This window comes from Vreelandella populi (assembly GCF_003989825.1).
Lineage (GTDB): Bacteria > Pseudomonadota > Gammaproteobacteria > Pseudomonadales > Halomonadaceae > Vreelandella > Vreelandella populi.
The window spans coordinates 208,657-229,817 of record NZ_RZHE01000003.1 but is presented as its reverse complement, the minus strand read 5'-3'; the positions used below and the strand labels follow the sequence as shown (position 1 = coordinate 229,817).

Sequence of the window (21,161 nt, the reverse complement as noted above, 5' to 3'; positions counted from 1 at the left end):
ACCATACTCAAGGGCATTATGCGCAAGGTTTCTGCACTGCTACTGGCCACTGAGCGTCGTGCAATCAGCGGCTTGGCCGGGCTTTATGCGTCTCGTATGCTGGGACTTTTCATGGTGTTGCCGGTGCTGGCGCTGTATGCCGACGCGCTTGAGGGGGCGACTCCGCTGCTGGTGGGCTTTGCACTAGGTGTCTACGGGCTTACCCAGGCCGTGCTGCAGATTCCATTTGGCCTGCTGTCAGACCGTATCGGGCGCAAACGGGTTATCGCATTTGGGCTGATCATTTTTGCCCTGGGAAGTATTGTAGCCGCCATGGCGGATTCCATCGGCGGGATTATTATCGGGCGTGCCTTGCAGGGCAGCGGGGCGGTAGCTGCGGCCATCATGGCGCTGCTTGCCGACCAAACGCGGGAACAGGTGCGCACGGCGGCGATGGCCACCATTGGTTTATCGATTGGCGTCTCGTTTGCCATCGCCATGGTCGTGGGACCCTGGCTTGCCTCCTGGGCGGGGCTTTCCGGCGTGTTCTGGTTTACTGCGCTGCTTACTCTTTTAGGTTTGGTGGTTCTGTGGCGCTGGGTACCACCCGCCCCCCGGCGGCTGCGCCACCGTGATGTGGGGCTGGATCGCCAGCAGTTTAAGAGCGTGATTATACGGCCCGATCTATGGCGTCTGGATATATCAATTTTTACACTGCATCTGGTGCTGATGGCCATTTTCGTCGCGGTGCCCTTTCGGTTGCAGGAGGCCGGCATTCCGCTGGCGCATCACGGGTTGGCGTACCTGTGTATTATGGGGCTTTCGTTTGTGGCCATGGTGCCGCTGATGATCGTGGGTGAGAAAAAACAGCAGATCAAGGTGGTTTGCCTGCTGGCCATTGGCGCCATCGCGGTGAGCCTAGGAGGGCTTGGATCGCCGTTCTCTCATGGGCATTGGCTGTTCATCGGGCTGTTTGTTTTCTTCACCGGCTTCAATCTGTTGGAGGCCACGCTGCCGTCAATGCTCAGCAAACTCGCCCCTGCTGGCGCCAAAGGCACTGCGATGGGGGTGTATTCCACAAGCCAGTTTCTAGGCGCTTTTTTAGGCGGCACATTGGGTGGCCTCTTGGCTAATGTGTGGGGGCTGAACGCCGTTTTTATCGGTTGTGCGGTGCTTGCTCTGCTATGGTGGCTTGCAATGTGGAAGATGCCATCGCCGCCGCCGCTCTCCAGCGAAGTCGTGGCCCTTAATGACACGCCACCGGATACGCTGGATTTATTGCTCGAACGCTTGGCCGACGTGGTAGGTGTTGAGGACGTCATGGTGGTACCCGAAGAGCAGTTGGTCTATTTAAAGGTGAATCGTCAGCAGCTTGATAGAGACGCGCTGACCCGGTTGATTCCCCCGAAATCGTAAGGCGGCTGCCTGTCAGCCGCCTGCAAGACAGCGGCATCGGCGATGTGTGGCAGTTGCTTGCAGATGTTTATCTATACGTCAGTTAAATGAAGGAGCGCCTTATGGCTCGCGGTATCAATAAAGTGATTCTGATCGGTAACCTCGGACAGGACCCTGAAGTGCGCTTTACCCCAAGCGGTACGGCCGTCGCTAACCTGAACCTGGCCACGTCCGATACGTGGATGGATCGCCAGAGTGGTCAGCGCCAGGAGCGCACCGAGTGGCACCGAATCGTACTGTTCAATAAAACGGCTGAAATTGCCCAGCAGTACCTGAAGAAAGGCTCCAAGGTGTATATCGAGGGACGCCTGCAAACCCGTAAGTGGCAAGACCAGAACGGCCAGGATCGTTATAGCACCGAAATCGTTGCCAACGATATGCAAATGCTGGACGGCCGTAGCGGCGATTTCCAAGGCGGTAACGCGCCGCAGGGCAGCTACGCTCCGAGCAATCAGGGTAATGATGCTGCGCCTCAAGGCGGGTATCCCCAGCAAGGTGGCGCGCCACAGGGCAATAACTTTGGTGGGCAGAACTATGGCGGCCAAAACCAAGGTGGTCAACCGGCCCAGCGTCCCCAGCCGGCACCACAGCAGGGCCAGCCTGCACGCCAGGGTAATGCAGCGCCTCAACAGGGCCAGCAGAACAACAACTACGGCGCGCCGGATCCGGGCAACTTTGACGACTTCGACGACGAAATTCCGTTCTGACCGCGCTCGGGCACGTCACGCTGAGCTGGTTGGCTATCTTGGTTGATAAAAAGGGGCTGTCTTGAAGCTGCTGATACTGGATGCAGGGCACTGTTTAAGCTTGGCACTGGCCCGGGAAGTGAACCGCCGCACGGATACGGAGCTGGTGATTGAGCAGGGGGTGACGATCACCGCGGCCCAGCTGCAAGCAATTGCGCCCGACGCGGTGATTATTCCGCCGCTGGCACAACCCCTCGACATGACGCCAGCGTCGGTAGGTGAGCATGCGGATGCGGTAGAGCGCTGTTTGGATGCTTGTCTTGCACAAGAGGTGCCACTGGTATGGTGCGTCTCAGACCAGCTCTATGAAGACGGCTTTGATGAGCCGATCGACGAGCATGTAGTGCCAACGCCACGCGATGAGTGTTTACGGCGGTTAGTCGCGACCGGCGACCGGATTCGGGCGGAGTACCATCGTCATCTGATTGTACGCCTTGGCCCTCTGTTTGCGCTTGAGGGCAGCCATGCCTGGTTAAATGAGATTATCGATAGTCTGATCGAGGGGCAAAGCGTGCGCGCGGCTGAAGATGTCGTCTGTTGCCCTACCTCGACGGATGCCGTGGCCATGGCGCTGGTCGGAATGCTTCAGCAACAGGCGAGCGGTGCCAATGCCTGGGGCGCCTACCACTTGGCTGGTACAGAGCCGGTGAGCGCGTTTACCTTCACTTCCATGGTGCGTACTCAGTTGGCGACTCATCTCGAAGGCCGTGGCGAACAGGTTGAACTTGGCGAGGTAACCGCGTTGAATCATCATCATGATGCAAAATTGCGGCGCGTTTTAAACTGCCGCCGTGTGCTGGATGTCTTCGGTGTGCATCAGAAACCCTGGCGGCTAGAAGTAGGGCGTATGTTGGATGCCTGGTGCCTTATGCGCGATGACCAGCAGGATGCCAGTACAGGAGAGTCCGTTTGATCAATGTGGTTCGTAGCCTGGTATTTTATGCTGGGTATTTCTTCGCCATGCTGATTAGTGGCGTGCTTTTTCTGCCTATCGCCCCTTTTTTACCCCTGGCAGGCCGTTACCGGCTGCTGAATCTGTATAACCACTTTTTAGTGGTCTGGTTTCGGATTGCCTGTGGGGTTCGCTACGATATTCAAGGTCGTGAGCGTATTCCTGAAGGGCCTTGTGTTATTCAGGCAAACCATCAGTGCGAGTGGGAAACGGTCTTTCTTCAGGTGATGAAGCCGCCGGTATGCACTGTGCTTAAGCAAGAGTTGCTGCGCATTCCGATTTTTGGTTGGGGGCTGCGCCTGTTACGTCCTATCAGCCTGGACCGCTCCAAGCCTGCCCGCGCCATGAAGCAGGTGCTGACGCAAGGGGTCGCGCGGCTAGGAACGGGGCTTTCGGTGCTGATTTTTCCTGAAGGGACGCGGGTCGATCCCGGCGTGCGCAAGCGTTACAACAAGAGCGGCAGCGTTGTAGCCTGCCGGGCCGGCGTGCCGGTGCTGCCGGTTGCCCATAACGCTGGCGAACGCTGGCCCGGGCGTCAGTGGGTGAAGCGGCCTGGGGTTTTACGGGTCCGTATTGGGAAGCCTATCGAGACTCAGGGACGTACGCCTGATGAGGTGCTGGCCGAGGTGGAGGCCTGGATTGAAGGGCAGCTGCAGGAAATTTCCGAGGTGCCGCGCCCTCTTGTCCGCTAGTCCCTGAAGAGTTAAATCGAGAACCACAAAAACGGCGCCTTCAAGGGCGCCGTTTTTGTATTGCACTAATCAATCCATCAACCGGGTTTTAGTCGGTATAACGCTGGAAGACCAGACAGGCATTGGTACCGCCGAAGCCAAAGCTATTGGACAACATACGCTCAAGGGTAACGCCATCGCGCCGCTGGGTCACAATGTCAAACCCGTCCGCCTGCTCGTCGAGATGCTCGACGTTAGCAGAGGCGGCCACAAAGTTATGTTGCATCATCAACAGTGAATAGATAGCTTCCTGAACACCCGTAGCGCCCAAAGAGTGGCCGGTGAGGGATTTGGTTGAACTCATCGCGGGCGTTGAGTCGCCAAACACTTCACGGATGGCTTTAAGCTCAGCCATATCGCCTACCGGCGTTGACGTGCCATGGGTGTTGATATAGTCAATGTCTCCCTTTACGGTCGCCATCGCCTGGTGCATGCAGCGTACCGCGCCTTCACCGGAAGGTGCCACCATGTCATGGCCGTCAGACGTGGCACCATAACCGACAAGCTCGCCGTAGATCTTGGCGCCGCGTGCCTTGGCGTGTTCGAGCTCCTCAAGCACCAGCATGCCGCCGCCGCCAGCAATGACGAAGCCGTCTCGTGCCTGGTCATAAGGGCGCGAGGCCTTCTCAGGCGCGTCGTTATACTGAGTAGAGAGCGCTCCCATAGCATCGAACAGGCAAGAAAGTGTCCAGTGCTCTTCTTCACCGCCCCCGGCAAAGACCACGTCCTGTTTGCCAAGCTGAATCTGCTCCATCGCACTGCCGATACAGTGTGCTGAAGTAGCACAGGCAGACGAAATCGAGTAGTTCACGCCCTTTATCTTGAAGGGCGTAGCGAGGCAAGCAGACACCGTACTACCCATGGTACGGGTAACCCGGTAAGGGCCGACGCGGCGTAACCCTTTCTCACGCATGGCGTCGGCGGCTTCTACCTGGTTGGCGCTTGATGCGCCGCCAGAGCCTGCAATAAGCCCGGTGCGCTCGTTGGAAATCTGTTCAGCCGACAATCCCGAGTCTTCGATGGCCTGGGCCATTGAAACATAGGCATAAGCCGCCGCGTCGCCCATAAAACGGCGCAGCTTGCGATCAATCAGCGCGTCCAGGTCAATGTCGATACTGCCCGCTACATGGCTACGGAAGCCGCGCTCGGCGTACTCTTCCTTAAAACGGATGCCGCTGCGCCCGCTTTTAAGTGCTTCGAGAACCTGCTCTTGGTCGTTGCCCAGACACGACACGATGCCAAGGCCGGTGACTACCACTCGTCGCATGGGAGCCTCCTGTTAGAAATTCGCAGTGGAGGTGAATAGGCCAACGCGTAAATCATTAGCCTGATAAATATCGCGTCCGTCGACGGCTAGGGTGCCGTCGGCGATACCCAAAATAAGTCGTCGGGTAATAATACGCTTGATATTAATACGGTAAGTCACTTTTTTTGCATCAGGCATAATTTGCCCGCTGAATTTGACCTCACCGCAGCCAAGCGCACGACCCCGTCCAGGATGGCCAAGCCAGCCGAGATAGAAACCTACAAGCTGCCACATGGCATCAAGACCTAGGCAGCCAGGCATGACCGGGTCGCCCGGAAAGTGGCAATCAAAAAACCACAGGTCAGGAGAGATATCAAGCTCGGCAATCAGCTCGCCTTTGCTATGCTCACCGCCTTCTTCATGAATGTGCGTAATACGATCAAGCATCAGCATGTTAGGAGCCGGAAGCTGTGCGTTTCCGGGGCCGAATAGCTCGCCGCGCGAGCAGGCCAGCAGTTCTTCGCGATCAAAGGAATGTTGCTTGGTCACTGAATCGTTCCGAGTTTCAAGATGGTTGTTGGCCGTGTGCGGCATTAAGAGCCGAGGCATGGCATCGGAGTATAGCATGAGAGTCTAGCGCCGAGGCACGGCCCGCAAGGCCTAGCTTAGTCTACTTCCCGAAACCGCTGAATGCACGCAAGACACCCTTTATCATCAATAACTAGTGCTTTTTATTAAGCGAAGTCATTTACGATAAGCTTTTTTCATAGTATCTGTCGTAGTGATTTATCCACTTAAACGACCTATTAACGTAATATGCGGTATTCAAGCTTTTAGTAACACGGCATGATGCGTCTGTTGCTTGACGGTTATGTTTATTTTATAGCAGTTTCTTCAGGATAGGACGTAGCGAATCGCCATGTGGCTCCCTATTTCTCTTAATCGTCCCTTGGCCTGGGGCGCGCTGGCAGCACTGCCAGGGTGCGTTTGGTTGCCCGAAGCGATGCTGCGTATGGTGGCGGTCAGTTTTGTCATGCTCGGACTCTGGGATGCCTGGCGTCAAGTGCGCCAGCAGCGCTTGCGCTGCCGCTTGATGCAAAATGCCATTAATCTGACAAACGATGCGGTTGTGGTCAGTGATGCGCAAAATCGAATCCTGGTCGTTAATCCGGCTTTCACAGAAATTACCGGTTACAGCAGCGATGAAATTGTTAGCCGCAAGCTGGAAACCCTGGCAGCTCCCCGCCACGATAAAGCATTTTTTCAAACCTTCTGGAGCACTTTAAAGGCCACAGGACGTTGGGAAGGCGAGATGTGGAACCGGCGCAAGCATGGTGATGAATATCCCGAGTGGTTAAAAGTGAGAGCGATTAACGATAAAAGCGGCAGTATCAGTCATTTTATCAGCTTGTTCACCGATATTTCTGCGCAAAAGGCACGGGAGCATGATCTGCGTCGTATCGGTTATGAGGACCCACTGACAGGCCTGCCCAACCGTCGTCGTTTACACGATTTAATGGCCTCACGTCTGCGCCATCTGCGCGCCGGCGAGAGTTTGGATATTGCCTTGATCGATATTGATGGTTTGAAGTCCGTCAATGACAGCCTAGGGGTAGAGCAAGGCGACCGGCTGCTGGCCCGCTTTGCCCAACGGCTTGCAAGCTATATGGCGGGTAGTGTGGTCGGGCGGCTTGGGGGCGATGAGTTCATGGTGGTTCGTACCACCACTTTTGATGACCACGAAGCTTGGGTTGCAACCCTACGCGAGCATATGTGTCGGCCGTTTGAAATTAGCGACCAGGTTCTGCGCCTAGGGCTTACCATTGGTAGCTGTCGAGCGCCGGAGGATGGCCGCGATTCAGGTGTTCTCTTCCAGCGCCTGGAGTCCGCCCTGTACAGTGCCAAACGGCTGCGGCGTAACCATAGCCTGCGATTTCGTCCGGCTTTGGACAAGCAGGATAATCCCCAGCTGGCGCTGGTCAGTGACCTGCGAGCTGCACTGATATCCGGTGATCAGCTTGAGTTGCACTTTCAGACCCAGCATCATCCCGGTACCGGCGCGCTCTTGGGCATGGAGGCGCTCTTGCGCTGGCGACATCCCCAGGATGGCATGATTTCCCCGGCGGACTTCATTCCGCTGGCTGAGCGCCACGGTCTTATGTCGGAGCTTGGCAGTTGGGTTATTGAAAAAGCCTGCGCGCAGCAGGCGCACTGGCAACACAGTGGCATGCCCAAGCTGACCCTCTGGATCAATATTTCCGCTCTGCAGCTTTTTCAGGGTGATCTGGAATCCCAATTGAACACGTGCTTGAAGCGCTATCAGCTGAAACCTTCCCAGATTGGTCTGGAGCTCACCGAATCGGTGCTGATTGATGAGCGGGCCGGCGATATGGGCCCCCGCCTGAAGGCACTCAGAGAGCAGGGGTACGCTATTGCCATTGATGACTTCGGCACCGGCTATTCGTCACTTGGTTATCTCAAGCGGCTGCCGGTAGACAAAATCAAGTTGGATCGCGCGTTCATTCGCGAGCTGCCCGATAGTCAGGCGGATGCCGCTATTGTCAAAGCGGTGCTGGAAATGGCCAAAGGTATGGGGCTTGATGTAGTGGCCGAGGGTGTGGAAACCCAGGAGCAGTGTCTGTTTCTGGTCGATGCGGGATGCACCATCGTGCAGGGTTTCTATTTCGCTCGTCCGCTACCCGCCGCTGAGCTTGAGCAGCGCTGGGCGCCGCTACCCATTGCCGCTGGCGCACTGTAGGTGCGTTTTCAGGAAATGCCTTCTTGTTAAAGCACTACCTCGTGAGCGTTTTAAACGCGTCCAGTGCGCGCTGGCGGGCGGCTTTGTGGTCCACAACCGGTTCTGGGTAATCCAACTGGGTCAGCATATCCCTCGGAGGCGCATGGCGCGCCTTGGCAGGCAGCTCGCTTAGCGCCGGCAGCCATTTGGCGATGAATTCGCCGTCAGGATCGAAGCGTTTTGACTGGGTGGTTGGATTGAAGATGCGAAAATAGGGAGCGGAGTCCGTGCCGGTGGACGCTGCCCATTGCCAGCCACCGTTATTGGCACAAAACTCACCGTCTACCAGATGGCGCATAAAGAAGGCCTCGCCCCGCCGCCAATCGATCAGCAGGTGTTTGCTCAAGAACATTGCTGTCACCATTCTGAGCCGGTTATGCATCCAGCCGGTGGCCACCATTTGGCGCATGGCCGCGTCAACCAGCGGATAGCCTGTGCGCCCCTCGCACCAGGCCCTGAAGCCTTCAGCGTCATCACGCCAGGCAAGGTGCTTGGTATGTTCCTGAAACGGCTGATAGCGGCATACCTCAGAAAACCCCACCGCAACGTGTTGATAAAACTCTCGCCAGATAAGCTCGTTCACCCAGGTGGTAAGACCCGCATCGCCGTCGGCCAGATGGCCTCCATTTTCACTCATGACAGCTTGCAGACACTGGCGATGGGAGATCATGCCTAACGCTAGGTACGGCGATAGTTCGCTGGTACCGCGAACGTTTGGAAAATCGCGTTGTTGACGATAGTGGCGTCCACGAAAACGCAAAAAACGCGCCAGGTGATCGCCAGCTGTGTCTTCACCGGCAGGCCACTCATTGTTACTCACTGGTTGGTCGTCAAGCTTGGGAAGATCAGGCAGTTTATCGCTTTTGATCGATAGCCGTTTTTGGGGTTCAGGCGTGTCACGCAGGGTTAGCTGCTCGGCGCTAATCTGCTTATGCCACGCCTTGGAGAAAGGCGTAAAGACACCGTAATAACCGCCCTTGCCGGTTAACAGTGTGCCGGGAGCGAAAGCAACGGCGTCATGATAGCCATGGGCGGGAATACCCTCGTTCTTAAAGGCATCCAGCACTGCTCTATCGCGGCGTTGTTCATTAAGCGGGTATTGATAATTAAAGTGCAGGCGCTTGATGGAGTGCTCGCGGGCAATCTCTAAAAGCGCCTTGGGCGCTTCGGCATAGCTTTCAATATCGCGGTGCAGAAGAGGAATGTTGAGTCCGTTAAGCGCACCTTTGACAGCCGCTACGCCGCGTGCCCAAAAAACGATTTTATTTGCCCCGTGACCGTGGGATTGCCACTGGGCAATACTGCGTAGAAACACCGCAACCACCGGGCCCTTTGCCGCTGCGGCGGCCAGAGCCGAGTTGTCGTGAATACGCAGGTCGCTGCGCAACCAAACTAGCTGAACATCCATGTTCTCTCCGGCTTCATCAAAACCCAAGGCAGCTGTTTGTTGCGGCGGCCTTGGCAAGCAGCAGCTTCTTATAGTACGCCTGATTCGCGCAGCAGCGGGCGTAATCGTGCGATGGCTTGGGGCAGATCGTCTCCCAGGGTATGTACCGGGCCACTACGCAGCTCACTGTCGCGTAGCCGGGCAACTGCGCCGCATACGCCAAGCGGCACGTTGAGTGCTTCGGCGGCGTTGGGCAGCTCGGTATGAATAAAGCGATCGCTTTCCCGCTGGCCACTTGTCAGCAGCACCATTGATGAATGCAAGCGGGCCACCGCCTGGGGTAGGTCTTCAAGCGGCAGCGGATGATCCAGCATCTGAACACGATAACCCTGCTCACTGGCCATTAGTGCAGCCATCAACATCCATAAAGGGCCCGGGTCATCGGGCATGGTGTTGAGTAGAATCAACGGTCCACGCGTTGACTGATTGGCGTAATGAAGGCGCGTACCGACCTGACTGCGCAAAAAGGCTTCCAGCGTGCGACGTACCAGATTATCGGGCTGTATGGTCCACTTGGTTTCAAGTGCCAGAATAACCGGCTGCCACAGCTCATTAACGGCAATACTCAGCGGGTAGAGCGCAAGGCCTTGATGATAGAGCGCCTCAAGCTTGGGTAGATCAAGGGCTTCTATCGTCGCCTGTAACTGTTGGCGCTGGCTTACCCAGTCACCCGCATCCGGCGCCGGGGTTTCTACCGTTTCGGGCTGATCAAGCAGATCAACTACTTGGCTAACGGGAACGCCACGGTTAAGCCACTGAAGGATGCGCTCAATGCGAGCGATATCGTCTTGAGCATACAGGCGATGACCTTTGGGCGTGCGTTTGGGGCGAATCAAACCGTAGCGGCGCTCCCAAGCGCGCAGGGTGACCGAGTTCACACCCGTTAATCGGGATACTTCCCGAATCGGATAGAGCGGCGTATCGGGTGGGTGGGTCGCCTTGGTGCTCATGGGTGCCTTTGCCTCTTGGTTGCCTCAAGCCGCAAAGTGCCGCGAGTTACCTTAACTTGCGGCGGCAATGTCGATTCACAATCCATAGTGTGTCGCTTGAATAAAAGGAATAGAAGTGCTGACTATCGTAGCTCTATTTGTACAACTTGTCGCTATTAGGTACAACCTTTGGTTTTGAACACATTGTTGCCAAAATATGACCATTTTTTTAAGTCTATGATGTTAATAATACGATTGGTTTAGAAAGTGCCTTTCATCTATGTTTATAACGCTAGCAACTTCTACACAAATACTACTGAAGCTACTTTGGGTGAACATGTAAAGCGCTTGATGTATAGGTAGTGTACGTGACACTACATTAGTGAAAATGCATTCAGTAAACCCATGCAGCCACTGATATGACGGCTGGCATGCTGACCTGACGCGCCTTGTTCGCGGTAGAGTCAGCAGGTTATCAACAGGAGGGGCACCATGCGTGTATTAATAACCGGAGGCAGCGGTTTCGTTGGTCAACGCCTTTGCGAAAAACTGCTGGCTCAGGGGCATAGCGTGCAGGTGGTGTCCCGTCACCCGGATCGTGTGCGTGAAAAACTACCCCAAGCGTGTGATATCCGAGATAGTGCGCTTGGGTTTGTGGATTCGCCCCCAGAAGCCATCGTTAACCTCGCCGGTGAATCCATTGCCGGAAAACGCTGGAGCGAAGGGCAGAAAAATCGGCTGGTTGAATCACGCGTTAAGACTACGCACCAGCTTGTAACGCTATGCGAGCAGCTTATAACCAGCGGCCAGCCCGTGCCGAAAGTAATGGTTAGCGGCTCCGCCATGGGGTACTACGGCGACCAGGGCAAGCGCATGGTCACTGAGAAAACGGTTCCCCACGATGAATTTGCCCATCGCCTATGTGCCCGGTGGGAAACTGCCGCAGAGCCGGTGAAGGCGCTTGGTGTACGCTTAGCTATTCTACGCACAGGACTGGTGCTGGACGCTGGTGGCGGAACGCTTGAGAAGATGTTGCCACCGTTCAAGCTGGGGTTGGGCGGACGTTTTGGCAGTGGTGAGCAGTATATGCCCTGGGTGCACCGCGACGACCTGGTAGCGGCGATTATCCTCCTGCTGGAAGATGATGAACTAAGCGGGATATTTAATGGCAGCGCGCCGCATCCGGTCACTAACGCCGAGTTTGTTAAAACCTTGGCCCGCAAGCTCCACCGCCCGGCCATCTTCCCGGTACCTGCCTTTGTCTTAAAAGCAGGCCTGGGAGAGATGTCCCGATTGCTGCTAACCGGTGCGGATATGCGGCCTGCGCGCCTTGAAGAGGCGGGTTTTAAGTTCCAGTACCCAACACTCGACAAGGCGCTTGGCGCTATTTTAAAACGCTAGGATTGATCCATCAGGCGTTCGGGTCAACCGTAATGATGACCCGAACGGAGTCCAGGCGCAGGCGGGTATTTTCAATCGCTTCGCTTAGCGCCACGCGCTCCTGCTTGAGTGCGTCCAGCTCTTCACCGCGCACCGACGGGTTGTGTTCAGCAAGCGCCGTCAGGCGGGCAAGCTCGGTGTCCAGCTGGTTGCGCATGCGCGTCTCGGCGGCTTCCACGATGCTTGGCAACTCGCGCTCCGCCTCGCCTTCCCCTTGGGTGAGCAATTCACGCAGCTGATCGTGACGGCTCTTGATCAGATCACGCGCCAGCGACTTGTTGACCTTCTGCAGGTTTTTGCCCAGGCCGGTGAATGAGATCTTGCTGGTCAGGTTGGCCCCTGACTCATCCAGCAGCACGCGCACAGCGGTGGGTGGCAGGAAACGGTTGAGATGCAGTGAGCGTGGCGCTGGGCAGTGGGTGCGGAAGACAAGCTCGGCCATAAGCCGTCCACTGGGAATGGCAGGATGGCGTAGCAGGGCGAGCGCGGTATTGCCCATGGTGCCATCAATCACGCGGCCCATCATTTCACGCAGCAGCGGGTGCTCCCAGGAAAGTCGTTGAATATCATCCCGGGCAAGCGCCTGAGTGCGGCTGTAAGTGGCGGTAAAGCCCTCTTCTCCCTTGACTAGGCCTGGCAGGCCGTCAAGCATGTGCTGGCTGGGCTGGAGGTGGAAAAGCCCCTTGCCGATCTCCTGACTGTCGACGCCGAATACGTCCAGGGCGCGCTCGACATAGCGCGGCAGCGCGGCATCTTCATCAAGCTCGCGCACCGCCTCGATGACTTCCTGGGCGCGGGCCGGGCGGCAGGCATTCAACTCCAGCAGACGGTTGCGTCCGGCATCGTGCTCGGCAAGCTTGGCGGTAAACATTTCCCGTGTTTCAGTGATGATTTCATCCAGCGTTTCATCATCCAAAAGCGCATCTGCAAGGGCGTCACCAAAGGCTTCGAACAGGTCGCTGCCAATACCGTGAGGCGCGCTGAACGCATCCATGCCTTCGTGATACCAGCGCAGCAGGCGCTCGCCGGGGCTGCCGGTAAAGGTCGGGGCGTGAAGTTCGATGGCGTGCTTCTGGCCGATACGGTCCAGGCGGCCAATGCGCTGCTCCAACTGATCCGGGTGCTGGGGCATGTCGAACATGACCAGATGGCGGCAGAACTGGAAGTTGCGTCCCTCCGAGCCGATTTCTGAGCAGACGAGTACCTGAACGCCTTCCTCCTCATCGGCGAAGGCGGCGGCGGCGCGATCACGCTCCACCAGCGACAACCCTTCATGGAAGACCGGCGCCTGGTAGCCGCCCAGTACGCGCAGCCCCTCGGCAAGCCCTTCGGCGGTTTCGCGATGGTGAGCAATGACCAGCACCTTGTCATTAGCAAAGCCCGTTTCACTGTCGTCGCTGAGTTTATCCAGCAGCCAGTTGACCCGCGGGTCGATATGCCACCAGGCTTCGCCGTTGAGCGGATCGTTGCTGAGCTCCCGATACATGGCATCGGGGTAGATCAGAACGTCCGGATGATCCATGCCGGTTTCGATCAGAAGCTCGTCGAGATAGTCATCATCGCGCTCTAGACGGCGCAGCACCCGGCGATAGGCCGAAGGCAGCTCAAGGGGCGCCAGGTGCAAGCGCCGCTCGGGAAAACCGCCAACATGGCGGCGGCTGTTGCGGAACATCACCCGGCCTGTACCGTGGCGGTCAAGCAGGGCATCGCGCAGCTGAATGCGCGCGGCATCCTGCTGCTCGGCACTGGCTTCCGGGTTACACAGCGTGGCCAGCAGTGCTTGACTGTCATGGTCGTCAGCGACGGCCTCAACACGGGCACGGGCATCCAGCACGGCGGGCAGCTCATCCAGGGCGTCAATGGCGCCAGCCACGGCAGTGTAGTGGTGCTCCTCATCCTTGAAGCGCTCCAGGTCATGATAGCGCTCGCCGTCGAGCAGGCGCAGGCGGGCAAAGTGGCTTTCAATCCCCATTTGCTCAGGCGTCGCGGTTAATAGCAGCAGGCCGGGAATCTCGGCGGCCAGCTGCTCAACGCACCGATAGCCGGGGCCGCTGCCCTCGCTGCTCCAATCCAGGTGGTGCGCTTCATCGACAATCAATAGATCGAAGCGGCTGGCCAACGCCTGATCCTGGCGGTGAATGTTGGCAAACAGCCAGCCTTGGCTTGCCAGCACCAGCTGGGCGCTCTCGAACGGGTTAGCGCTGCCGTGGGCCTGGCTTTGGTGCTCATCCAGCAGGCTGACGCTAAGCGAGAAGCGGCGCAGCAGTTCCACCAGCCACTGATGGGTCAAGCTGTCGGGTACCAGAATCAGCGCTCGTTCGACGCGTCCGGCCAGCAACAGACGGTGCAGAATCAGCCCCGCTTCGATGGTCTTGCCTAGGCCAACCTCGTCGGCCAGCAGAACCCGAGGCGCGTGGCGGTGGGCCACTTCATCGGCGATATACAGCTGGTGAGGAATCAGGTCGATGCGCGGCCCAGAAAAGCCCAGCGCATTATGCTGTTCGATCCGCTGAAAGTGGTGCAGGGTGCGAAAGCGCAGGTCAAACCAGTCGTTACGGTCAACCTGGCCGGTCAGCAGGCGGTCACGGGCCTGATCAAACTGCATGGTGTCGGCGAGCTTGGCTTCGGGGAGTTCTCGCAGGGTACCTTCGTTGTCCTCACCGATGTAGGTAATCAAACCGTGGGACTCTTTACTGTCATCAACGATCATCTGCCAGCCATCGGCAGACAGCACCCGGTCGCCGCTGCCGAACATCACGCGGGTGAGGGGCGCCTGGCGGGTGTTATACGTCCGGGTTTCCTGGCTGGCACTGAACAAGATGGTAACGCTACGGGCGTCGCAGTTAAGCACGGTGCCAAGCCCAAGCTCGGCTTCACCGTCGCTAATCCAGCGCTGGCCGGGAGAAAAATCGCTCATGATGCCTCGGGGAAGTCTACAAAAACGGGTCATACGCTGCCGAGGGCTCGCCATCGGCAGCAGTAGGGCGGGGGATTCTAACGCAAAGGCGGCGGGGTATTAAGGAGTATCGGTGTCAATCTTCCAGCCAGCGTTCAAGGTGGGCACGGGTAAGTTCGCCCACATGAATATCCAGAGTGTTGCCCTGGCCATCAAAAAGTACCGTGGTGGGTAGGCCGGGCGCTTCAAATAGCGCCATCAGCTGCTGGTTCGGGTCGCGCAGGGCATAGGTAAAGCTGAGCGCTTCTGCGTCCAAATAACGCACAATGGGCAGTAGATCCTCGCCTTGGTTGACCACGGCAACGGTAACCCCTTCATGCTCGGCCATCTCTTCGAGTAGTGGCATTTCCCGCCGACACGGCGGGCACCAGGTGGCCCATAGGTTGACGACGACCCGGTCACTGCCCTCGGTAAGGGCGGGCAGATAGACCTCTTCACCCTCCAGATTTTCCAGGCTGAGTTCTGGTATCCGGCTGATGTCAGAGGCGCCGCCCAGTGGCGACACCGTCATCAGGATAAGCCATACGCCGGATGCGCCAAGCAGCAGCGCGGTACTGCCAAGCAGGGCGATTAGGTGTCTGCGCAGTGCAAAGGCACTCCAGAGCAGACCCGCCAGTAGCCCGCCGATACCATGATAGCCCGGTTGCCAGAGCTTGAGCGCGTCCCAGGGCGTGGCGCTATAGCTCTCCAAATTAAGCGTAATATGCGCGATGCGCGCGCCTATCAGCCAGACGATAACCAGCCCGGTAAACCAGCGCTGTAGCGTAGCGGGGGGCAGGCGCAGCAGGTAGCGTGCGGCCAGTAAAACAACCAGGGCGCAGCCAATGGCGTATAGCCTGGGTAGTGAAATCAACAGCGGCCCAAGGGCGATGGCATTCATGGTCTTTCCAATAAGCAGGTACACTAGAGACCATATCACGAGAGCTGTCTTTTACGGAGTTTGTCTATGCCTCAACCCGCCTTTGATGTCCTGCGTGCGCTGGCCATTGGCTCCCAGGCGTTGGGCCTGATCGTCATCATCACCCTGGAGACCCTGCTGGGCGATGCCGCAAGACCCTGGCAAGGGGTGACGCTTGGCCTGATGCTGGCCGCGGCATTGATGCTTGCGCTGGTGCGCGTGTATCGCCGTAACCGACAGCGTAAGCAGCGCGCTGAACGGCTTGGCGATAGCGACCATGCCTAGTGGCCATGGGTGGTCGCGCCGGCTTGGCTGGCTGGCGTTGTGTCTATTGCTTGCCAGCTGCACTCATACGGTGGTGCGTGAATACCACACTGTCCTTACCCTGGACGAGGCCCGGCAGACCTGGCTGGGGGGGCAGGTAGAACAGGCGCTATCCGCCCAGAGCGAGCCGGATGGCTTTGGCATGCTGGCCAACGGCAAGGAAGCCTTTGGCGTGCGCGCTGGGTTGATTCAGCAGGCTCAGCGCGAGCTGGATATCCAGACCTACCTGCTGGGTGAAGGGCAGACCACCAATCTGGTGCTGTCACGCCTGCTCAAGGCCGCCGAGGAAGGTGTGCGCGTCCGGCTGCTGGTGGATGATATCGGCGCCGTCGGGCAGGGCGAGCGCCTGGCCGCTCTGGCAAGTCACCCGGGTATTTATGTGCGGGTTTACAATCCGGCGGCGGTAGGCCGGGGGCATCTGGTGACGCGGGTGCTGGCGTCAATAACCAACCCCACCCAGCAGCACCGGCGCATGCATAACAAGCTCTGGATCGCTGATAACAGCGTGGCGATTGTGGGTGGGCGCAATCTGGGTGACGAGTATTTTGATGCCAACGATGCACGCAACTTTGCCGACCTGGACTTGGTCGCCGTAGGCGAAGTGGTACCGGAACTCTCCGGTAGCTTCGATCTTTACTGGAACCATGGTCTGGCCCAGCCCATCGAGCGCTATCACCAGGTGAAGGCAAACGCCTGGCAGGCGCTGCAGGACAAGCTTAATGAGTGGCTGAATGATAATGCCGACTCCACCTATTTTTCTGAGCTGCGCCAGCAGTCGCGCGAGGCACCGCCCTGGGAAACGCTGCACTGGGGCGAAGGACAAGCGTTATGGGACGCCCCAGGCAAGCTTGCCCAGAGCGGTACACCCGACTGGCAGACCACGCTACTGGGCGATCTGGCGGCCAATACGCAGGTCAGTGAACGGCTGACGCTGATTTCCGCCTACTTCGTGCCTACCGAAGACGGTGTCAAGCGCCTGACCTACCTGGCGGACCAGGGCGTTGAGGTAGAGGTGATCACCAATTCGCTGGAATCCACTGACGCCGCGGTCGTTCACGGCGCTTACGCCCCCTGGCGGCAAACGCTTTTGGAGCATGGTGTCACGCTTTATGAGTTGCGCCCCGAGCAGGAGGCGGACGAGGTCGATGCTGAAAAGGAGATGCGCGTGCCCGGCGCCTCGGCGTCTGCGCTGCATATCAAGGCCATCAGCTTTGATGACCAGCTGTTCGTAGGCTCTTTTAACGTTGATCCGCGTTCGGTGCTGTGGAATACCGAGGTCGGGGTGTTGGTTAAAAGCGCTACGCTGATGAAAGCCTTTGATGAACTGGTGGAGGTAGGGCGCGACCCGGCCATCAGCTATCACGTGGTGTTGGACGAGGCCGCTAATGTGAACTGGGAATTTGAGCACCGTGGGGAGCCTCAGGTGCTGAGTGACGAGCCGGGGAGTACTTGGCGACACTTTAATGCCTGGCTTAGTCATACGTTTCGACTGGAGCGCTGGCTGTAACATCAACATCAAAGAAACGTTAGAAAGCGTTGCTTGTGTTTTTCGCGCCGTGGTTTCAGATTAGAGAAAGTTTCCACGCTCGGCGTGGGAATGTTTACCTCACTGGGAGCGACGAACAATATGATTAATAAACGCGCATTAGCCACCGCCGTTGCGGCCTCTTCACTTGTCATGACGGGTATTGCACAGGCAGAGGATGTTAAGATTGGCTTCCTGGGCGGTTTTACCGGGGGAATTGAAAGTCTTACGCCGCCTATTTTCGAAGGCGCCAAACTAGCCGTTGCGCAAGTCAACGAGCAGGGTGGAATACTCGGCGGGCAGACGTTGGTGATGCCGTCTGGCGATACTACCTGCTCGGACGCCTCGGCGGCCTCCAATGCCGCCGACCGCATGGTCAACTCCGAACAGGTGACCGCGATTGTTGGGGCGCTTTGCACCGGCGCTACTATTGCCGCGGCCAATAACGCGGCCATCCCGGGAGGCGTGGTCATGGTCTCGCCCGCTTCCACGGCGCCTGCGGTGACCGAGCTTGACGATAACGACTTGGTGTTCCGCACCGTACCCTCTGACGCTTTCCAGGGTGAGATCCTTGCTAAGCTGTTGCTGGATAAAGGCATCGACGCCGTAGCTGTCACCTTCGTCAACAACGACTACGGCCGCGGCCTTTCCGACGCTTTCAGCGCGGCCTTTGAAGCTGGCGGTGGCGAGATTGCCGAGAACCTGGCTCATGAGGATAACCGCGCCGACTACCGTTCCGAGCTGGGGTCGCTCTCGGCAAGCGGCGTAGAAACGCTGGTTGTGCTGGCCTATGCCGACACTTCCGGCCAGACGGTACTGCGCCAGGCCTATGAAAGCGGCATGTTCACCCAGTATGTGGGGGCGGATGGCATGGTGGGCGACAGCCTGATTGAGGCGATCGGCGCTGACGTGCTCGATGGCATGATTGCTACCCGTCCGGGCAGCCCGGATCTTCCCGGCACGCCCATCTTCAACGACGCTGCTGAAGCCGCCGGATTCGACCCTAGCGCCGTCTTTTCCGCCCAGGCGTATGACGCCGCCTTCCTGCTGGCGCTGGCCATCGAGCAGAACGGCAGCGCCGAGCGTGAAGGCCTGGTCGAAGCCCTGCGCAGTGTCTCCAGCGCCCCGGGTGAGGTAATTCTGCCCGGCGAGTGGGAGAAAGCGGTCGAGCTGATTGCCGCCGGCACCGAGATCAACTACGAAGGCGCCTCCGGTTCTCACGATTTTGATGAAAATGGCGATGTGCCCGGCGTGGTCGTGGAAATGGCGGTCGAGAACGGCACCTTTACCACTAAAGGGCAAGTGGATCTGTAAGAAGCACCTGACGCGGAAACACGCTATTTAAACCAGAAAGCCCCGGTCCTTGACCGGGGCTTTTTAGTGCGCGGGGTATTAACCGTGATGGGTGATTTTTTCGGGCAATAATCCCTTGGGTGCAAAGCGCAGCACCAGCGTGATCAGCATGCCGATGACCAACACTCTGGCCTGAAGTGCCCGGCTATCCATATTGTTCGGCGCGTCCCAGCCGAATGCCCCTTCACCAAAGCTTACGGCCAGTTGCATTAAAAATAGCGCCAAAGGCTCCGACATGATCCAGATGATATATACCGCCACGGCCCCGAAAATGGTTCCCAGGTTATTACCAGGGCCACCCAGTATCACCATGACCAGCACCAAAAACGTATGGTTGAGCGGCAAATAACCCTGCGGGTCGAACAGGCTGTTGAAGGTGCCCAACATGCCGCCACCCAGGCCCATCAGAATACAGCCGAGCACGAATATTTCCAGCCGCCGCTTGTTGATATCCTTGCCCATGGCCGCCGCGGACACTTCATTGTCGCGGATTGCCCGGATCATCCGCCCCCAAGGGGCGTGATAGGCGCGATGAAGCAGAAAGAAGATCACCGCAATCACCACCGCTGTGATCGACAGATACACCGCTCGCGAAAGGGTAAAACCAAGCTCCGCCGGACCGGGCGTGGGCCAGGGCAGCGGTGACACGGTGGCGGTGCCTCGCGTCAGCCAGTCAGAGTTTTTCAAGAATGCCTTGATGATCTCGGCAATACCCAGCGTGGCAATCGCCAAATAGTCACTGCGTAGGCCCAGGCAGACGTGGCCGATAAGATAGCCTACACCGCCGGCCAGCGCCCCACCCACTATCCAGCCCACCCAGGCGGGTAAACCAAAACCGCCCACAAACCCCGCCTGGGACTGAATCTGATTGGTCACCTCGCGCAGCTGACTGATCACCACCAGATACAGCACGAGCGCCAGTAACACGGTAATCAGAGTGCGCAGCTTGCCGGGGACGCCCAGCCGGTCAAGCCGGCTAGCGCCTACCACCAGGAAGGTCGCGGCAACGCCGTAGAGCAGCACGCGGCCCAGCTCACCGGGAAGCTCCGTACCCCAAAAGGCATCGTTCACCGGCACGCTGAACAGCATGGCGCAAAAACCGCCCAAGGCCACAAAGCCCATCACCCCGGCATTGAACTGCCCGGCGTAGCCCCACTGGATCGTCAAACCTAATGCCAGAATGGCGTAGCAGGCGGCTTCTACCAGCATACGGGTGCTGTAGGCTGCGCCCATCAAGGCGTATACCGCCAGAACGGCGGCTAAAAGCGCGCCAAAGAGGACGATTTCACGTACGGGAAAGCGCCTTGCTGGCGTGGCGTCACGCGGCGTATAGGTCGGGTCGCGGGGTTCGGTTGAATTGCTCATTAGATCACCTTGCCTTTAAAGAGGCCGGTAGGACGCCACACCAGAATGGCCACCAGAATGAAAAATGGCACCACAATCTTGTACTCGGTACCCACAAAGGCGAGGTTGGAGGGCAACTCCAGCCAGGTGGGCAGGCTGTCGCGGAAGGGGCGCAGCAGTACGTTCCAGTTAAACACCGCAAGGGTCTCGGCAAAGCCCACCACAAAGCCCCCCGCGATAGCACCATAAGGATGACCGACCCCACCCACAATCGCCGCGGCAAAAATCGGCAGCAGCAGGAAGAAGCTCAGATCGGGCTTGAAGGTTACATCCAAGGAAAGCAGTGTGCCGGCAATGGCAGCCAGGCCCCCGGCAATCACCCAGGTAACCGCCACAATGGTGTTGGTATTGATCCCTGAGGCCTGAGCAAGCTCCGGATTATCCGACATGGCGCGCATCGCCTTGCCCAGTCGCGAGCGGTTGAGAAACACATGCAGCGCCACCACGGCCACCAGGGTGATCACAAATAGATAAAGCTGCGGCTCGGTAATCACGATCGGCGCACGGGCGCCTTCAAAGGGCAGCGCCAGACGGAAGATCTCCTTGCGGTCATCCACATACAGACTCTGCCCGCCGGTGCCGGAAAACAGGCGAATAAGCCCTTGCAGCATCAGCGTCACGCCCAGCGAACCAATTACCAGCACGATGGGTTTGACCCCATGAGCGCGCAGCGGCTTGTAGAAAGCCTTGTCGATACCCACGGCAAGTACGGCAGTCAGCAGCATGGCCAGCGGTAACATGACCAGCGCCGTGGGTACGCCGATGCTAGTGCCGGCGGCGGGAAACAGCGTGGTCAGCAACAGCACCATGAAGGCACCGAAGGTCATCATGTCGGCGTGGGCGAAGTGGGCAAAGCGCATGATGCTGAAGATCAGCGTCACGCCGATGGCACCAATGGCATAAATCGAGCCGGTCACACTGCCGGCAATAATCACGTTGTTGATAAAAAAGACCAGTTCGTTCACACGTTTCTCCCCCG

Annotated in this window: 17 protein-coding genes; 9 read left to right on the top strand and 8 right to left on the bottom strand. The window is 58.0% G+C overall.

Features of this window, described 5'->3' with window-relative positions:
- Positions 1 to 18 precede the first annotated feature (18 nt).
- From ELY25_RS02795 to ELY25_RS02780, 4 genes are all read left to right on the top strand, one after another.
- Positions 19 to 1,395, top strand: a complete 1,377-nt coding sequence (locus tag ELY25_RS02795) for an MFS transporter (protein WP_126949762.1) — start codon at positions 19 to 21, stop codon at positions 1,393 to 1,395.
- Between the two features lie 101 nt (positions 1,396 to 1,496).
- Positions 1,497 to 2,141 carry a single-stranded DNA-binding protein gene (locus ELY25_RS02790; RefSeq protein ID WP_126949761.1) on the top strand — a complete coding sequence of 215 codons (645 nt, stop codon included), beginning with the start codon at positions 1,497 to 1,499 and terminating at the stop codon, positions 2,139 to 2,141.
- A 61-nt stretch (positions 2,142 to 2,202) separates the two neighbouring features.
- Positions 2,203 to 3,093 (top strand): sugar nucleotide-binding protein, encoded by an 891-nt coding sequence (locus ELY25_RS02785; protein WP_126949760.1) that lies wholly within the window; start codon positions 2,203 to 2,205, stop codon positions 3,091 to 3,093.
- Positions 3,090 to 3,824 (top strand): lysophospholipid acyltransferase family protein, encoded by a 735-nt coding sequence (locus tag ELY25_RS02780; protein ID WP_126949759.1) that lies wholly within the window; start codon positions 3,090 to 3,092, stop codon positions 3,822 to 3,824. Before ELY25_RS02785 ends, ELY25_RS02780 begins: the two co-directional genes overlap by 4 nt.
- An 88-nt stretch (positions 3,825 to 3,912) precedes the next feature.
- On the opposite strand, the gene fabB is transcribed toward ELY25_RS02780, so the two are convergent.
- Together fabB and fabA are read right to left on the bottom strand one after the other, a co-directional pair.
- Positions 3,913 to 5,130 (bottom strand): beta-ketoacyl-ACP synthase I, encoded by a 1,218-nt coding sequence (gene fabB, locus ELY25_RS02775; protein WP_126949758.1) that lies wholly within the window; start codon positions 5,128 to 5,130, stop codon positions 3,913 to 3,915.
- 12 nt (positions 5,131 to 5,142) lie between these two features.
- Positions 5,143 to 5,658, bottom strand: coding sequence for a 3-hydroxyacyl-[acyl-carrier-protein] dehydratase FabA (gene fabA, locus ELY25_RS02770; protein ID WP_126949757.1), 516 nt, complete (start codon positions 5,656 to 5,658; stop codon positions 5,143 to 5,145).
- A 370-nt stretch (positions 5,659 to 6,028) separates the two neighbouring features.
- Between fabA and ELY25_RS02765 the strand changes: the two genes are divergently transcribed.
- Positions 6,029 to 7,867: a putative bifunctional diguanylate cyclase/phosphodiesterase gene (locus tag ELY25_RS02765; protein WP_126949756.1), complete on the top strand. Its 1,839-nt coding sequence runs from the start codon at positions 6,029 to 6,031 to the stop codon at positions 7,865 to 7,867.
- 34 nt (positions 7,868 to 7,901) lie between these two features.
- Here the strand turns inward: ELY25_RS02765 and phrB are convergent, their stop codons facing one another.
- The gene (phrB, locus tag ELY25_RS02760) at positions 7,902 to 9,314 is read right to left on the bottom strand and encodes a deoxyribodipyrimidine photo-lyase (RefSeq protein WP_126949755.1); all 1,413 of its coding nucleotides are present in this window, start codon (positions 9,312 to 9,314) and stop codon (positions 7,902 to 7,904) included.
- Positions 9,315 to 9,382: 68 nt separating this feature from the next.
- Positions 9,383 to 10,303, bottom strand: coding sequence for a MerR family transcriptional regulator (locus tag ELY25_RS02755; RefSeq protein WP_126949754.1), 921 nt, complete (start codon positions 10,301 to 10,303; stop codon positions 9,383 to 9,385).
- Positions 10,304 to 10,774: 471 nt separating this feature from the next.
- Here ELY25_RS02755 and ELY25_RS02750 point away from each other — a divergent pair, with 471 nt between their 5' ends.
- Positions 10,775 to 11,683 carry a TIGR01777 family oxidoreductase gene (locus tag ELY25_RS02750; RefSeq protein WP_126949753.1) on the top strand — a complete coding sequence of 303 codons (909 nt, stop codon included), beginning with the start codon at positions 10,775 to 10,777 and terminating at the stop codon, positions 11,681 to 11,683.
- A 10-nt stretch (positions 11,684 to 11,693) separates the two neighbouring features.
- Here the strand turns inward: ELY25_RS02750 and rapA are convergent, their stop codons facing one another.
- A complete protein-coding gene (gene rapA, locus ELY25_RS02745; protein WP_126949752.1) occupies positions 11,694 to 14,639 on the bottom strand; it encodes an RNA polymerase-associated protein RapA in 2,946 nt (981 codons plus the stop codon).
- A 115-nt stretch (positions 14,640 to 14,754) separates the two neighbouring features.
- Positions 14,755 to 15,558: a TlpA disulfide reductase family protein gene (locus ELY25_RS02740; protein ID WP_126949751.1), complete on the bottom strand. Its 804-nt coding sequence runs from the start codon at positions 15,556 to 15,558 to the stop codon at positions 14,755 to 14,757.
- A gap of 66 nt (positions 15,559 to 15,624) precedes the next feature.
- On the opposite strand from ELY25_RS02740, the gene ELY25_RS02735 reads away from it, so the two are divergent.
- The 3 genes from ELY25_RS02735 to ELY25_RS02725 all read left to right on the top strand — a co-directional run bounded on the left by ELY25_RS02735 (position 15,625) and on the right by ELY25_RS02725 (position 18,739).
- Positions 15,625 to 15,861, top strand: coding sequence for a hypothetical protein (locus ELY25_RS02735; RefSeq protein WP_126949750.1), 237 nt, complete (start codon positions 15,625 to 15,627; stop codon positions 15,859 to 15,861).
- Complete coding sequence (locus ELY25_RS02730; RefSeq protein ID WP_126949749.1) at positions 15,854 to 17,407, top strand: phospholipase D family protein; 1,554 nt, start codon at positions 15,854 to 15,856, stop codon at positions 17,405 to 17,407. The genes ELY25_RS02735 and ELY25_RS02730 overlap by 8 nt, the downstream gene beginning before the upstream one ends.
- A 120-nt stretch (positions 17,408 to 17,527) precedes the next feature.
- A complete protein-coding gene (locus ELY25_RS02725; RefSeq protein ID WP_126949748.1) occupies positions 17,528 to 18,739 on the top strand; it encodes an ABC transporter substrate-binding protein in 1,212 nt (403 codons plus the stop codon).
- Between the two features lie 78 nt (positions 18,740 to 18,817).
- Here ELY25_RS02725 and ELY25_RS02720 read toward each other — a convergent pair whose 3' ends face one another.
- Positions 18,818 to 20,143, bottom strand: a complete 1,326-nt coding sequence (locus ELY25_RS02720) for a branched-chain amino acid ABC transporter permease (RefSeq protein WP_126949747.1) — start codon at positions 20,141 to 20,143, stop codon at positions 18,818 to 18,820.
- Positions 20,143 to 21,147, bottom strand: coding sequence for a branched-chain amino acid ABC transporter permease (locus tag ELY25_RS02715; protein WP_126949746.1), 1,005 nt, complete (start codon positions 21,145 to 21,147; stop codon positions 20,143 to 20,145). The genes ELY25_RS02720 and ELY25_RS02715 overlap by 1 nt, the downstream gene beginning before the upstream one ends.
- Between the last annotated feature and the right edge of the window lie 14 nt (positions 21,148 to 21,161).